The following is a 14,865-nucleotide window of genomic DNA, read 5'->3' as shown; positions in this document are numbered from 1 at the left end:
GATTTTGTTTATCTACAGCTAAGAATCGAGGTTGATCGCATGATTTCATTTTTGAAGCCTAGAGTAAGCGCTGCCAAGGTGCCGCCGGAGCAAGTCCAAAAAACGTATAAACGCTTCCGGCTCCAATCCTTGCTTGGTGTTTTCTTCGGCTATATGGCCTATTACATCGTCCGGAACAATTTTGCGTTATCGACGCCGCATCTCCAGAACGATCTGCACCTCAGCGCGACGGAAGTCGGGCTGCTGAGCAGCTGCATGCTCATTGCCTACGGCATCAGCAAAGGCCTGATGAGCAGTCTGGCCGATAAGGCCGATCCGAAAAGGTATATGGCCCTCGGTCTTCTCATGTGCGCATTGGTCAATATTATGATGGGCTTCTCTGCGGCATTCTGGATGTTCGCCGTACTCGTTATTTTAAACGGCATATTCCAGGGAATGGGCGTCGGTCCCAGCTTCATCACGATCGCGAACTGGTTCCCGCGCAGACAGCGAGGCGTCGTCGGCGCGATCTGGAACATCTCGCATAATGTCGGCGGCGGCATCGTGGCGCCTGTCGTCGGGGTCGGCTTCGCCATGCTGGGCCAGGAGCACTGGCAAGCGGCAAGCTATCAAGTGCCGGCGGCGGTCGCGATCGTGTTCGCCTTGATTGTACTGGCACTGACGAAGGGCTCTCCGGTCAACGAAGGCTTGCCGCCGCTGAACGAGATCGTCCCGGATGAATCCGAGCCGGCTGCATCGGCCTCCTCCGCTTCCAAGCCGCCGGAGGATATGTCGGTCTGGCAAATTTTCAAAAATTATGTCCTGTTCAACAAAAACGCCTGGTTCGTCTCGTTCGTAGACGTATTCGTCTATATGGTGCGCTTCGGCATTATTAGCTGGCTGCCAATCTATCTATTGAACGTGAAACATTTCACAAAAGCGGAAATGAGCGTCGCCTTTCTCTTTTTCGAATGGGCGGCCATCCCTTCCACGCTCCTGGTCGGCTACATCTCGGACCGGTTCTTCAAGGGCTACCGCATGCCGCCGGCCATTATCGCCATGACCCTGATTTTCTTCTGCATCATTGGGTACTGGCAGAGCGGGTCGCTGCTGGTCACGACCATCTTTGCGGCCATCATCGGATGTCTGATTTACATTCCGCAGTTCCTCGCTTCCGTCCAGACGCTGGAGGTCGTGCCGCCCTTCGCCGTTGGATCGGCGGTTGGTTTGCGCGGATTTATGAGCTATATTTTGGGCGCTTCCTTGGGAACGACGCTCTTCGGCTTCATGGTAGACCGGGTGGGCTGGAACGGCGGCTTCTACGTATTGCTGACTGCCGTAGTCTTATGCATTATTTTCTGCATTCTAACCCATATGGGGGCCAAGGAAATGGAGCGCGCCAAGCAGGAAGCGGTGAAATCGTAAGTGCAGTTCAGAGAAGCTCCTCCCGGGCAGATGCCCGACAGGAGCTTCTTGTCGTGTGAGCGATGCTTAGGTCAAGAATGTTATTGGAGCCGGATGGTTTTAGCATAACTGTATGGTATCAACTCATCATTCCCGGTTTCCTTCCAGGCGAATGTATCATGAGCAAAATCACTGATTTTACCTCAACCAAAGCGTTCAAAATCGAAATTTGATTCAGTCCTTCAAGACACCCCAATACCATTTCATAATCTTTGGGGACAGGGCCGAATGGCTTGCGTATATACGGTACGCCGCTGATTGACATACATCAAAAAATAAACAGGCCCCGGTTCCGCCTGAGCGGACCCGGGGCCTTATAGAGAGGAAGAGGACTACCGTAAGTTAGGGCGAAGCCGGAATCGTAATCTCCACGATTCGATCCTCGCTGTTCGTCAGCGACGAGACGCGGTATTCCAGCGGAGCGGGAAGTCCGAGCATCGCTACCATGTCATGCAGATCCGATCGGAGCTGCAATTCATCGCCTTCATACCGAATCTGCATCCGTTCGCTGCCGGCAGCGCGGGCCGTCTGGAACCGCTCGGCCAAGGCGGGGGCGTCATGAACGGCGCGATCGGCCAGGAGCACGTCCGGGCTCCATACCTTCTCCAGTTCGCGGGCGAAGCCGCTTAGCGCGCCGCCCTCCGCCTTCATCCGGTCAACGGCCAGCGCGTAGGCCCGATCGGCAGCCGGGGCCTGCCCCGCCTCCCAGATATGATCGCCCCGCATCTCTTCATCGGTCCGCAAATAATACGTATACCGGATCTGCTTGCCCCGGCTCGGCAGCGGGTCGTCCCAAGTTGCGTCCAAGTGATACCAGGAACCGTCGAGCTGCACCAGATTCCAGGCATGCAGGGTTCCCCCCGCCTCGCCTTCGATAATCTGGCCCGGAATGTCCGCTTCTCTCAGCATGGCATGGACCAGCAGCGCATAGCCTTGACAGACGGTCTGGCCCTCCGTCAGGGCTTCATACGCCGTGAACTTGGTCATTCCCTCGTCATAGGTGAGATGACTTACGACATAGTCGTGTATCGCTTTCACCTTCTGATGCGGCGAATCATTCGGAGCCGTAATCTCCTGCACAATCTCGCGCGCCCGGTTCAAGACGAACTGCGTTTGTTCCCGCGTTTCTCTATATTCCACATATACGGTGACGAGCGCATAATCGGCGCTCCCTTTCCATTGGAACGAATACTTGCTTACATTGTACCTGATAAATGGATCGGAATGAAGCGCGGCGGACAAAGCTTCCGTCACCAGCGCCGTCAACGTATCGGTGCTGCCTTCATAACGGAATGAGGAAATGCCCTCCCGCTGCGTGAACCGTTCCTCGAACCATTTCGTCATCGCCGCTGCGTCATTCAGCACGACTTCGAAGGGGCGGGCTTCCACCGTCGGCCACAGGGCCAATCCAGCCACCACGCTGACGATGAAGCAGCCCAAGAGCAGCATACGCAATACGGAGAACGGGGAGCGCCGTCTTGGCCGCTTCCGGATGGCCGTTCCCTCATCGTATCCCCCGCCCTCTCGCACATCTGCATCAACCAATCCGCAACCCACCTTTCCATCCGGCGGTGTTGTCCGCCTTTGGTGGTACGTATCGTAACATACGGATTTTGCAGATGCTGTCTAGTTATGGGATGCGCTTCGCCGTTCCCGGCCTCTGACGATTCTATTCTGCTCGACAGTGTCCACCAGCAACAGTGCGGGTTCAGGCTTGTTCCACCTGGACATCCCATTTCCTCCTTCTTGGAAAAAGACGAGCCGTAGCGAATCGATGCGGCATTTGCCTATAAAAAAATACGCAGCCGGCCGAAAAAACCGGTTGCGCCTCATCGGATTCAAGTCAATAACGTCTGCCGCGCCGCCGGCGCCGGCTCCGGATAAGAACAAGGCATCTCGGCCGACAGCCCGAGGTGCCAGCGGAAGAACGGAAGCACCTCCTGCCAGAAGCGGGGATCCTGCTCCGAGCAGCTATGCCCCGGACTGTCGACGAAGATGTGCTGCTGCGGATAAGCCAGCCGGGCCAGAATCCCTTCCAGCTCCCCTGCCGGGATGAAGGCGTCCCCCCGGGAGTGCACCATCAATACAGGCACCCGGGCTTCCGTTCGGGCCTCGTTGTCAGCCAGCAAGCGGGCCAGATCGAGCTCTTCATAGACCGACACGGGAATCTGGGCGCGGTACAGCCAGATGCGCGGAATCACCGTGGCCAGCGGAAAAGACGGCAGCCGCCGCCTGCGCAGCTCCGCAGCGACCAGGGTCAACGGGCGCGCAGGCATCGAATCCGTCACCAGCGCCTGCACGTCGAGTCCGCAATCGAGAGCCATCACGGCGCCGAAGCCGCCCAACGAATGGCCGAGCACCCCGATACGATCCGGCTCGACGTCGGAACGGGTGCGCACATATCGAACCGCGGCGAGCAGATCGTCGCGGAACAGAAGCGGCGAAGGGGCCTTGACCGCCCCGCTGTCTCCATGGCTGCTGACATCATACAGCAGCAGATTGAAGCCAGCATCTGCCAGCGGATACGCATAGCGAAGCACGCGCTCGCGGTTCGAGCCCCATCCGTGACAAATCATAATGACCGGAGCACGCTTCGCCGGAGTGTTCCCCTTGCCCCAGACGAACCAGCCCTGCAGCGTGGCGCAACCGTCGAAGGAGATGCGCTCGAACGGGCGCTCCGGCTCATTCTGCACCGGCAATTGCCGCGGGGACTGGCTCTTCACCGCCAGCGTCCAGGTCCCTCCGGCGAGGCAGCTCAGCGCGGCCATCGCCCCCATGCTGTAGGACCACAGATCAGTCAGCTCTGTCATATTTCTATCGCCTCACTTTCCGGTTCATCCATCCCATCGATGCCGCAAGCCGTTGCCGCATGAGCGGCATGCCTTGGGGAGACGCGATGTGCAGGATTCGTTGTGGCCTACCTTCTTGTATCGGCAGCCCCGCAGTGACTATCTTTCCCGAAATCAATTTACTTTTATTGTATACCATAGGTCCAATTTTTCCTAGAATTACGGCTCAAGATGCGATAAAGACAAGCAATCAACGGGAGCAGCCGCTCCCTTCCGGGCAACCTCCTTTCGCTGCGGCTCGTTTCCACGAACTTTAGTATCCTAAATTTTGCCGTAACTGTTCAAAAATTGCGAAAGAATACCGATATCTTCAGTATAGTGGCGAGATGCCCGGGGTGTCGGGAAGGCGGCCGCGGCACGCATCTATCCCTTGCAAGGAGAAAGGAAGGATTGAAAATGAATGTATCTGCGGTATCTGCAGGCGGTCTGGTCAGTTCTGGCAGCAGTGCGGCCAGCGGCATCGACCGGCAAATTGAAAGGCTGAACAGACGAAAAGCCGTCATTGCGGAGAAAATATCGGCCGTCGCGACGGGCGACGACGAGCAAAAGGTAAAAGACGAAAAAATAAAGGCGCTCAAGATGGAGATGCAGGTCATTGAAATGCAAATTCAGCAGCTATTGAAGAAAAAAATGGAGATGGAGAAGAAAAAACAAGACCCGTCCCAAGCGGCCGAAGGGGATATCGGGCCTTCGATTAGCGACTTGATTCAACCGGACGAGAAGCCGCAAGGCAATTCTGTGTTTATTGATATGAAGCTGTAGCCCGGGACGGGATGTTCCCCGCCCGGCAACGCTTGCTCCTTGGGCCCGCGCGGCACATGGTTGGCGGTTCACCATCCGCTGCCTGGGCCGGCGCGGCACGCCCAAAGGGGCGCACTCTCCTCTGCTGCATCCTCACCGCCCTTGTGCGGGGCTCGGCTTCCCATTCCGGCAGCGTCTCTCTTGCATCTGCCAGCATTAGCGGTTCTCCCGCATGCTTCGCTATCCCAACGTTCTCGCCAACCGGACGAAGCGGGCTGCATGTTCAGCCAAGGCGGCATAATTCCCGGAACGGATGTCCTCGCTCCGGATCAGCTTCGATCCGAGCCCGAACGCGGAGGCGCCCGCCTCGGCATAAGCTTCCATCGTCGACAGATCGATGCCGCCTGTCGCCATGATCGGAATATGGGCCAGCGGTCCGCGAATCTCGCGGATATAATTCGGCCCAAGCGTGCCGAGCGGGAACAGCTTGACCGCCTTGGCACCGGCATTCCACGCCCGAACGATCTCGGTCGGGGTCAGCACGCCCGGCCAGACATCGACGCCGCGCGCGGCGGCATAATCGATGACGGCCTCGTCCAGATTGGGCGAGATCAGGAACTCCGCTCCCGCCGTCAAGGCCGTTCGGGCCATATCGGCATCCAGCACCGTGCCGGCGCCGATGAAGGCGCGGCCCTCGAACCGGGCACGCCATCGCCGGATGATATCCGGGGCGCCCTCGGTATTCATCGTGACCTCCATGAACCGTATCCCGCCGGACACCAGCGCTTCCCCTGCCCGATCGGCAGCTTCTCCGGTAAAGCCGCGGAATATGGCGACAATCCGTTCCTGCAGCATGGGTGACGTTAGATCTTCCTTGCGGTCCGGATACTCCATCTTCCCGCCCCCTTCCCGGCTTTAGTTCTAGTTCAGCCCAGGTATAGCCGCTGGGCTATGTGTTCGCTTCGCGCAGAGACGAGGCTCCGACTCGATTTACCAGCTTAATTCGCCTGACTGCCGCAGCTTGTCGGCCCGGCTCTTGGCGAACGCCGCGCTGCCGATGACGCCTCCGTCATCGATTAATTCGCCCTGGCGAATCGTGAGCCGCTCCAGATAGCCGTGATAGACGGAGCGGGACAGCGTCTCCCGCACCGGCTTCAGCAGCCGGTCGCCGGCCATGGCGCCGCCGCCGCCGATGACGAGGACATCCGGGCTCAGCAGCGAGATGGAATACGACAGTCCGGTGCCGAGCACCTGGCCGGTATATTCCATAATCTCGATAGCCAGCGCATCCCCTTCGTCATAGGCTTGCGACACATGGGCCGCGGTCAGCTCTCCCCGCTCGTATGCGCCGCTCAGCAGACTATCGCGACCTCCCTCCAGCGCTTGCTTCGCTTGGCGCACGATGCCTGTCGCCGAGACCACCGTCTCCAGGCAGCCGGTCAGCCCGCATCCGCACGGGGTCGTCTCGCCCGGGATCGCGACATGGCCCAGCTCTCCCGCCATGAATCCGCTTCCGTAATAGAGCTCCCCTCGCACGACAGTCGCCGCCGCCAGTCCGGTCCCGATGGTGACGCCGTGCACGACGCCAGCCCCCCGGCCGGCTCCGCTCATCGCTTCCCCATAGACGTACATGCGGACATCGTTGTCGATGAAGACCGGCACGCCCGCCTTGGCGCTGAGCCGCCCGGAGACGTCTACATTATGCCATTTCAGATTGGAGGCGAAAAGGCTCACGCCGCGCTCCGGATCGATGAACCCCGGAATTCCCGCGCCGACAGCCAGGAGGCGGCTGCGATCCGCCTCGAACTGAACGAACAGTTCGTCAATCATATTGGCGATCTTGTTCAAAACATGGTCGACGCCGAGCGCCGCTTCCGTAGGCTGCTTCAGCTTTCCAACCAATTCATACCGCTCATTCACCAGGCCGCACACGATATTCGTGCCGCCGACATCGATCCCTACCATATAGTACATGCTGGTTTCCTGCCCTTCCCTCTAGTCGAATAGCTATGTTTGATTCGTATTATAGCACGAGAGGGACCGATCTTTTGCGTGAAAAAATCACCGAATTATAAATTTCCCGCAAACAAAGAGAAAGAGATTCTATCCGGCGGGCCACGGTTCGAAGGCGCAAAACGGCCTCTGCGGCTGCCTTCAACAGCGTCGCCGCAGCATTCTTCTCCAATTTCGCCTCAAAATCGCCTTAATCTTGCAATCATAATGGAAGACTCGGGAACGGCAAATCGTTATAATGATACTGTGATGTATATCACTGCATAGGGAAGGCTACATTTGGTTATAGATGTGCAATAGTCAGGAGCAACGCTCAACCATCGGTTCAAGAGGTGATTATTCATGACATACGTCGATATCAGTTCCATAAGCCCGCAGATGTTCGTGACGGTGCTGTTTTTTCTGCTTATCGTGTGTCCGCTCGTCAGCCTGGGAATCGTCCGTCTCTTCCAGCAGCGTGTGAAGATCGGCATCACGTACATTGCATCCGCTATCGTCTCCTACATCGTCTTTCTCATCGCTGCCGAATTCGTGAACAAGACATGGGGGTGACACGCAACCCGTCCAACCAGTTCGTTCGAAGGGGGTGTCCCCAAAGTAGTATTTCACTACAGTGAGACAGCCCCCCCTGATTCTCAAAGCTCGACTCGCCGAAAAACTGCAAAACTACACTTTTCCTTTTTGACGTGTACTCCGTTACATGGAATCCTGCAAAACGGCATCAATTTCTGACTATCCAATCGATAAAAGACAAAAATCGATGAACATCATGTACTTTTGCACTAGCGTTGCATCGAGCGGTTAGTTCATAATCTAATTTCAATTAACATCAATATATGATATATATTTACATTTGCGATGTCCGCGCTAAGTCTAAAAAAGTCGAGCTGGAAACAGACCCTACGCGTTATCCATTATATGTAAAAATCGTTTTCGTTTGTCATTACGTCACAATCAGTCTCGGTTTCATCGACTTTGTTGCCTTTTTCGGACGTCTCCCATTTCGCTTTGGTCGACCTCTAGATGTTCGAGTCGGCTTGCGGTTGAGTGCAGCGATCAAATTTTCCCATGGTTTTTCCGCATAGATGCGAATCAACTGGAGGAGGTCCCATGTCGACTTTTTACAGTCCAGTGTTAATTTAATCAGCAAACAGAGAGCATACGCGATTAAAGCAATATACATTTGGTTCCAAATCGCTTCGGCCGTATAACCGTGGGGTTTTACCAATCGAATATTCTGCTTGACCCATTTAAAAAACAACTCAATATGCCAGCGATTTCGATAAATCTCGGCAATTTGATGTGCGGATAAGTCAAATCGATTCGTTACAATTCGATAGGTACGCCCTTGGTCATCCTTAAACTCAATCAAACGCAGAACCGCTGGCAGCTCCGGCATCGTCACATCAGCATCAAGGATAAACCCATTCTGCCTTTTGGGGAGGTCTCTTTTTCTGATGATCGTTAACCGGCTCTTTTGCTTGACGCGGCAAACAAATTTAATCTTATCCTCTACCCATTTCTGAAAATGGTCGTATACCTGGTATCCTCGGTCCATCACGTAGGTCGCATCTTTATCCACTGTAAATTCCAACACGACTTCATGATCGGCTACATCTTTGGTTGAAGCGACGATCTTGTCTGGATACATCGTTTTGGAGTCCGCAACGACCAAGGAGGTGTGCATCTTCACGCCATGGCTACTTTTGGAACAATAGGACCATTTCGCGAGAATGGGAGGTAGTGTAATTCCCGATGAATCGATTAGCTTGAGTTTCCCAATACCAGGCGTAATGCCGCGTTTCCCTTTTGTAAGTTGCTTGATTCGATCAATGAGCGAGAAAAAGAGCGTCTGAAGATACTCCATAGGCAGCCGTTTCAGCTTCCGCGATAGTTGAGAAGCGCTTATGCTCTTGAGACCCAGAAGATCTTGAAATTCAGGATTAGCCGCTACATGCTCTGACATGACTTTGTATGAGTCTCGTTGCTGAAGCTGTGCCTCTACAAATAAGAGTGTCGAAGAGCCGACAAACAGCTTTTGGGCCCGGTACTCCAATGACTCGTGTCGAGTAGAATGGACATGTAACCATTTTAGGCATTGACAAATGACGTTATGATTCGGTACGTTATCCATAAGAAATCTCCTTTGTTGAGGCGTTTTATGGATAACGTTAGGGTAACTCAACAATAGGAGATTTCTTTATTTTTGTCCATGAATATAGTTCAATAAGTTACAAATATAGAGACTTATGGGATAGAAATTTTCGTAAAAAGATTGATGCAACGCTAGTGGTACTTTTGCAGGAATTTCATCAAATAGCGGCTTAAAGAGCAGAAATTGATGCATCCACGCAGCATTTCACTGCTTCATCCATCTTCCACCGGTTTTCGCGCCGCCGTTTTTCCCGCATCCACATTCTCTGTTACCTCGTCATCTCCATCATTTTGCAGTGCCTGTGAGACACTCCCTTTTTTTGATCCTATCGTCTCCGCATCGGCACATGCAACAGTTTGTCGCAACGGCTAAAAAAGCCCCCGCCGCCATTCCGCCGCCTGCAGGACGGAGAAAAAGCGATGAGGGCTATGCATTGGATCATTCGCTGCCGTCGTTCTCGATTGGCGGAATTTCCAATTCAGGATCTACGGAGTCGTCATCTTCCTTCGGCTGCTCAGGCTTCTTCACCTGCAAGCCCGCCTTCTCGTAGAAATCCGATTTGAGCGTATTGAACTGCGTCGTGTAATCGTTGAACTGCTTCTTCAATTCCTCGACCTGGCGGTAAGCTTCATTCCGTTCCGCGACCGCCTTATTAATGGACTTCAGCTTCGTATCCTCCGACTTCAGCTGCTCGTACAGCGACTGCTCGTGTTCAATCCACTTCTCGTAGCTCTCGAAGAGCGACTTGAACGTGTCATACCGCTTCACGTAAGCTTGATAGGCTTCTTCCGCCGGCTTCTTCAGCTCCTCTTCCTTCAGATTCGCGATGATGCCGTCCATCTCGCCAATCTGATCGCGCGCCTCGTCCAACTGGGCCTTCATCTGCTCCAGCACCTGCTTGCGCTCGGCGAGCGCCTGATTCGTATTGTCGATCAGCGTCTGCACGTTGCGGTTGTCCTGCTTGCCTTGATTAATAATCGAAATGTAGTGCTTCTCATCTTTATCTTCAAGGGTTTTTAGCGAGCTCATCGCGGCCGGCACGTTCACTTCCGTCGATGAAGCCTTCTCGAACCGGTCGAAAATTTGCGTCGTCGGCGATGCGCCGCATCCCGACATCGCTACGGCGATGGACAATAACGCCGCCGCTGCGCCCCATGTTCTCAATCCTGCCACTCTTCGTACCTCCCTAGTTCCTGCTACAGACGCTTGTCATGGTGGAAATTGCATACAAAGTGAGCGTTCGGATCATAGACCTCGAACTCGTACCCTTTGCTCTGGATATACTCGATGATCGACGGCAATGCTTCCAGCGTCTGCTGGCGATCGTGCATCAGGATGACCTCCACGTCCTCCGTCAATCCTGCCTTGACCTGCTCCAGGATCCGGTTCGGCTGCCCGACATATTGCCAGTCGAGCGAGTCGAGCGTCCAGTCCCACATCTTGAATCCGGCCTGCGCGATATCGCCCCGGAACGATTCCCCGATCTGCGGAGCGCTGCCGTAAGGAGCGCGGATAAGCGTCGGCGTGACGCCGGTGATATCGTTCACGATGCCCTGCGCTTCCTGGAATTCCTTGATAAAATTGTCCGAACTGCCGCTCTTGTACAGCTTATTGTAGTCATGCGACATGCTGTGAAGCCCCGGATAATGGCCGTCTTCCACGATCCGCTTCACCGCGTCGGGATAGGTTCTCATATTGTCGCCAAGCATGAAGAACGTCGCTTTGATACCGTGTTGGTCCAACAGATCCAGCATGTCGTTCGAATACTTGCTTGGACCGTCATCGAATGTAAGATAGGCGACCTTGCGGGTCATGCCGTTATACTCCTTCGGCACTTCCTTCTCGACCGCTGCCGATGCGAAGGCGGCGACTTCCGTGACAACCAGTTCGCTGCCGGTCGCGGACGCCGTGCCGGTTCCTATCAAACTCTTAGCGACCGAGTATGCGCCATAGCAAATGCCCACAACAAGCAGCAATAATACGGTCCGTCCGATCCATCTTTTCTTGCTCTTCCGCTTCCGTGTGCTTCTCGACATCACGTTTCGATCATTCATGCTCTTTCTCCACTTCCTTCTCCTTCTTTCGACACTACTATAATACAAGTCTAGCATTTTGACATTACAGAAACATGACAAAAAGGGAAAATAAGCGGGATTAATATAAACAATGTTGTTACCATTTCACAGAAAAAATATGGTAGGAATCGAGATTCGAGCGGATAGAAGAACGGAGGAAAATCACCTGCTGAAACAGCTGGATCGGGAAAGGAAACAATGCGTGTTCGCGGCGAATTCGCCTCTGGGACGAAGCCTCGACGCTTGCCGCATTCAGGTCCGCCCCAACTATTTATATTCATGCATGCCAAAAAAATGACCCGGGAACGAATCCCGGGCCAATCTTGATCTGCGCCGTTATCTTGCCGCCATCCGCTAGCGGTGGACGACATGCTGCGACGCTCCTGACAGATAAGCTTGAATATTATCAGCGGCAATCGCGAGCAGGCGCTGCCGGGCAGCTTGCGAGGCCCAGGCCATATGGGGCGTGACGATGAGCCGCTGATGAGGCATGAGCAGCGGATGCGATGCCTGCGGCGGCTCCTCCGCGAGCACATCCAGCAGCACGCCGCAGAGCCGCCCTTCCCGCAGCGCGTCGGCCACGTCCTGCTCATGCAGCAGCCCGCCGCGGGATGTATTGATGAGCACCGCCGTCCACTTCATCTTCGCGATGAAGGCCCGGTTGACCATGCCTCGCGTCTCTTCGGCCAGCGGGCAATGAAGCGACACGACATCGGCCTCGGCCAGCAGCTCATCCCGGCTGACGAACCGAATGCCGGTCTCGCCCTCCGGCACGGTGCGAGTGGATGCGATGACCTTCATCCCGAAGGCCCGGGCCAGCACGGCCACCTTGCGTCCAATCTGCCCGTAGCCGATGATGCCGAACGTCCTGCCGGCCAATTCCGTCTGCGGCGACAGCCAGTAGCTGAAATCCGGCTGGCGGGACCAGCCGCCCCGCTTCACCGAACGGTCATGGGCTTCCACACGGTGGCACCAGGCCAGCAGCAGGGCGAAGACGAACTGCGCAACATTGTCCGCTCCGTATCCCGGCACGTTCGTCACGGTGATGCCCAGCGACTTCGCCGCATCGACATCGACGATGTCGTAGCCGGTCGCCAACACGCCGATATAGCGGAGCGACGGCAGCTTCCGCAGCGTCTCCGCGGACAGCGGCGTCTTATTCGTGAGCACGATATCCGCCCCTTGCGCCCGGGCTTCGATCTCCTCCCTGTCCGTCCGCGCATGCGCCTCCACCTGCACCTCTGCCGCAGGCATGCCCAACGCTTCCGCGGCCGCCGTTCGCAGCACGTCCCAGCTCAGATCGCCGGGATGGAGCGCGTGGCCGTCCAATATGACGATCCGCATCGCTTCTTGCCCCCTTATCTTCTTCGCTTCCGCTTCGTTATTCGCCGTCCTGCTTCGCCAGCGCCGCCTTAAGCAGCTCGCCCAGATTGTTGCCGAGCGGCTCCTGCTTCTCGAATTGCTTCACCAGCCGCCGCTCTTCATGCTTCTTGATTCTGCCGCCGCCTTCCTCCAGCTTCTCCGTAATGTTGCAAGGAAGACACTGCACGAATTTGCCGGCTTTGCCGATTTTAAATTCCATTTTTTTATGGCATTGCGGGCAGCGCCGGTTCGACAGATTTTTCTCCGCCGAGCGCCGGTACTCGCATGACTTGTTCGAGCAGATGAGCCACTTGCCCCGCTTCCCCTTGCGCTCCATCAGCCGCGATCCGCAGTCCGGGCAATGGCTGTTCGTCAGATTATGCGGCTTATACTCCGCCTGGCTCCGCTTCACTTCGCTCACAAGCTGCTCCGTCATCTTGCGAATGTCCGCCATGAAGGCGGACGTATGGGCCGATCCGCGGGCAATCTGCTCCAGCTCGCGCTCCCACTGTGCCGTCAGCGCCGGCGACCGAAGCTGCTCGGACACGAGCTTGATGAGCTGGCTCCCCTTGCCGGTCGGCTGGAGCGAAGAGCCCTGTCGTTCGATCGTGTCGGAGGAGACCAGCTTCTCGATAATATCCGCCCGGGTCGCCGGCGTGCCGAGCCCGTATTTCTCCATCTGGGTCAGCAGCGTGGCTTCGGTATACCTTGCGGGCGGCTTCGTCCGTCCGCGCCGGGTGAAGACGCGCTTCGCCTGCAGCCGCTGGCCTTGAGCGAGGCTCGGCAGGCGCTGCTCGGCCCGGCCCGCTTCATCGGCATCGTCCTCGTCATCCGTCATATCCCAATCGTTCTCATACGCCTTTTTCCAGCCGTTGTCGATGACTGTCTTGCCTTTCGCGTGCAGCAGCTCCCCGCCCATGTCGATCGTGACCGCGACCTGCTCGTAACGAACCGGAGGCAGGAACAAGGCCAGGAAGCGGCGCGCGATCAAATCATAGAGCTTGCGCTCCTCCGGCGACAGATTGGCCAGCCGCAGCGGCTCATCCGTCGGGATGATCGCGTGGTGGTCCGTCACCTTCGCGTCATCGACGATGCGCTTCGTCACATGCAGCTTTCCGCGCAGGAGCGGCTTCGCGATCGCGGCGTACGGGCCGACGGCCATCGCGTCCAGCCGTTCGGGCAGCGTACCCGTCATATCGGAAGACAGGTAGCGGCTGTCCGTGCGCGGATACGTCACCAGCTTGTGCTGCTCGTACAAGCGCTGCAGCACATTCGACGTCTGCTTCGCGGAGAAGCCGTAGCGCCGGTTCGCGTCCCGCTGCAGCTCGGTCAAATCATAAGCGAGCGGATGCGGCTCGCTCTTCTCCGTCTTCTTCAAGCCGGAGATCGCCGCTTCGCGCCCTCTCAGCTTCTCGGCCAGCGCCGCGGCGTCCTCCAGCCGGAACAGGCGGGCATCCCCGCCGGGAGCGCGCCATGCGGCCTCGAAGCCGCCGAAGTCGGCGTGAACCGTCTCATATTCCTGCGATTGGAATTCCCGAATCTCCTCCTCGCGCTTCATCAGCATCGCCAGCGTCGGCGTCTGCACCCGGCCGGCGGACAGCGGGGTCTCGAATTTGGCCGTCAGCGCCCGCGTCACATTCAAGCCGATGAGCCAATCGGCCTCGGCGCGGCAGCGGGCCGATTCATACAGCCGATCGAACGCCTTGCCCGGCTTCAATTGGCGGAAGCCCTCCCGAATCGCCTTGTCCGTCTGGGAAGAGATCCAGAGACGGCGGAACGGCTTGTTCCACTTCACCATCTGCATAATCCAGCGGGCGAGCAGTTCCCCTTCGCGCGCCGCGTCGGTCGCGATAATCAGATCCTTCAGGTCCTGACGCTTGCAGAGCTGCTGCACGGCCTTGAATTGGTGGGACGATTCCCGCAGCACCTTCAATTTCATCCGATCGGGAATGATCGGCAGATCTTCCAGACGCCAGGTCTGGTATTTCTTATCGTAATCTTCCGGCTCCGCCAGCCCGACGAGATGACCAAGCGCCCAGGTGACGACATAATCGGAACCTTCAAAATACGTTTTATGCGAGTTGCGGCATCCGAGCACGCGCGCGAGCTCCCGCGCGACCGAAGGCTTTTCTGCCAGAACGAGTGATTTCATGCGTCCATTCCTTCCTTATCGATACTCTGAACCCATTATAGCATGGCGTTCAACCGCGTTGCCGTCCCCTTGCTC

The 14,865-nt window shown here is 56.4% G+C and carries 12 protein-coding genes; 3 read left to right on the top strand and 9 right to left on the bottom strand.

Going from position 1 to position 14,865, the window contains the following annotated elements:
- Positions 1–39: 39 nt before the first annotated feature.
- Positions 40–1,404, top strand: a complete 1,365-nt coding sequence (gene pgtP, locus OCY70_RS26145) for a phosphoglycerate transporter PgtP (protein ID WP_213429534.1) — start codon at positions 40–42, stop codon at positions 1,402–1,404.
- Positions 1,405–1,785: 381 nt separating this feature from the next.
- Here the strand turns inward: pgtP and OCY70_RS26140 are convergent, their stop codons facing one another.
- Both OCY70_RS26140 and OCY70_RS26135 read right to left on the bottom strand, forming a co-directional pair.
- Positions 1,786–2,988: a transglutaminase domain-containing protein gene (locus tag OCY70_RS26140; RefSeq protein ID WP_213429535.1), complete on the bottom strand. Its 1,203-nt coding sequence runs from the start codon at positions 2,986–2,988 to the stop codon at positions 1,786–1,788.
- A gap of 293 nt (positions 2,989–3,281) precedes the next feature.
- Positions 3,282–4,253 carry an alpha/beta hydrolase gene (locus tag OCY70_RS26135; protein WP_213429536.1) on the bottom strand — a complete coding sequence of 324 codons (972 nt, stop codon included), beginning with the start codon at positions 4,251–4,253 and terminating at the stop codon, positions 3,282–3,284.
- 435 nt (positions 4,254–4,688) lie between these two features.
- Here OCY70_RS26135 and OCY70_RS26130 point away from each other — a divergent pair, with 435 nt between their 5' ends.
- Positions 4,689–5,054, top strand: a complete 366-nt coding sequence (locus OCY70_RS26130) for a FlxA-like family protein (RefSeq protein ID WP_213429537.1) — start codon at positions 4,689–4,691, stop codon at positions 5,052–5,054.
- A 219-nt stretch (positions 5,055–5,273) separates the two neighbouring features.
- On the opposite strand, the gene OCY70_RS26125 is transcribed toward OCY70_RS26130, so the two are convergent.
- On the bottom strand, positions 5,274–5,927 hold the full coding sequence (locus tag OCY70_RS26125) for a bifunctional 4-hydroxy-2-oxoglutarate aldolase/2-dehydro-3-deoxy-phosphogluconate aldolase (RefSeq protein ID WP_213429538.1): 654 nt from the start codon (positions 5,925–5,927) through the stop codon (positions 5,274–5,276).
- 96 nt (positions 5,928–6,023) lie between these two features.
- The gene (locus OCY70_RS26120) at positions 6,024–7,007 is read right to left on the bottom strand and encodes an ROK family protein (protein ID WP_213429539.1); all 984 of its coding nucleotides are present in this window, start codon (positions 7,005–7,007) and stop codon (positions 6,024–6,026) included.
- 381 nt (positions 7,008–7,388) lie between these two features.
- Here OCY70_RS26120 and OCY70_RS26115 point away from each other — a divergent pair, with 381 nt between their 5' ends.
- Positions 7,389–7,598, top strand: coding sequence for a hypothetical protein (locus OCY70_RS26115; RefSeq protein ID WP_168182654.1), 210 nt, complete (start codon positions 7,389–7,391; stop codon positions 7,596–7,598).
- A 391-nt stretch (positions 7,599–7,989) separates the two neighbouring features.
- On the opposite strand, the gene OCY70_RS26110 is transcribed toward OCY70_RS26115, so the two are convergent.
- The 5 genes from OCY70_RS26110 to OCY70_RS26090 form a co-directional block, all read right to left on the bottom strand.
- On the bottom strand, positions 7,990–9,180 hold the full coding sequence (locus OCY70_RS26110) for an IS4 family transposase (protein WP_261945266.1): 1,191 nt from the start codon (positions 9,178–9,180) through the stop codon (positions 7,990–7,992).
- 459 nt (positions 9,181–9,639) lie between these two features.
- The gene (locus tag OCY70_RS26105; protein WP_213429567.1) at positions 9,640–10,374 is read right to left on the bottom strand and encodes a YkyA family protein; all 735 of its coding nucleotides are present in this window, start codon (positions 10,372–10,374) and stop codon (positions 9,640–9,642) included.
- Positions 10,375–10,397: 23 nt separating this feature from the next.
- The gene (locus tag OCY70_RS26100; RefSeq protein WP_249725400.1) at positions 10,398–11,255 is read right to left on the bottom strand and encodes a polysaccharide deacetylase family protein; all 858 of its coding nucleotides are present in this window, start codon (positions 11,253–11,255) and stop codon (positions 10,398–10,400) included.
- A gap of 375 nt (positions 11,256–11,630) precedes the next feature.
- Complete coding sequence (locus OCY70_RS26095) at positions 11,631–12,620, bottom strand: D-2-hydroxyacid dehydrogenase (protein WP_213429566.1); 990 nt, start codon at positions 12,618–12,620, stop codon at positions 11,631–11,633.
- A gap of 37 nt (positions 12,621–12,657) precedes the next feature.
- A complete protein-coding gene (locus OCY70_RS26090; RefSeq protein ID WP_213429565.1) occupies positions 12,658–14,790 on the bottom strand; it encodes a DNA topoisomerase III in 2,133 nt (710 codons plus the stop codon).
- Positions 14,791–14,865: the final 75 nt, after the last annotated feature.

This window comes from Paenibacillus melissococcoides (assembly GCA_944800085.1).
Lineage (GTDB): Bacteria > Bacillota > Bacilli > Paenibacillales > Paenibacillaceae > Paenibacillus_B > Paenibacillus_B melissococcoides.
This window is presented reverse-complemented; position numbering and strand designations above follow the sequence as displayed.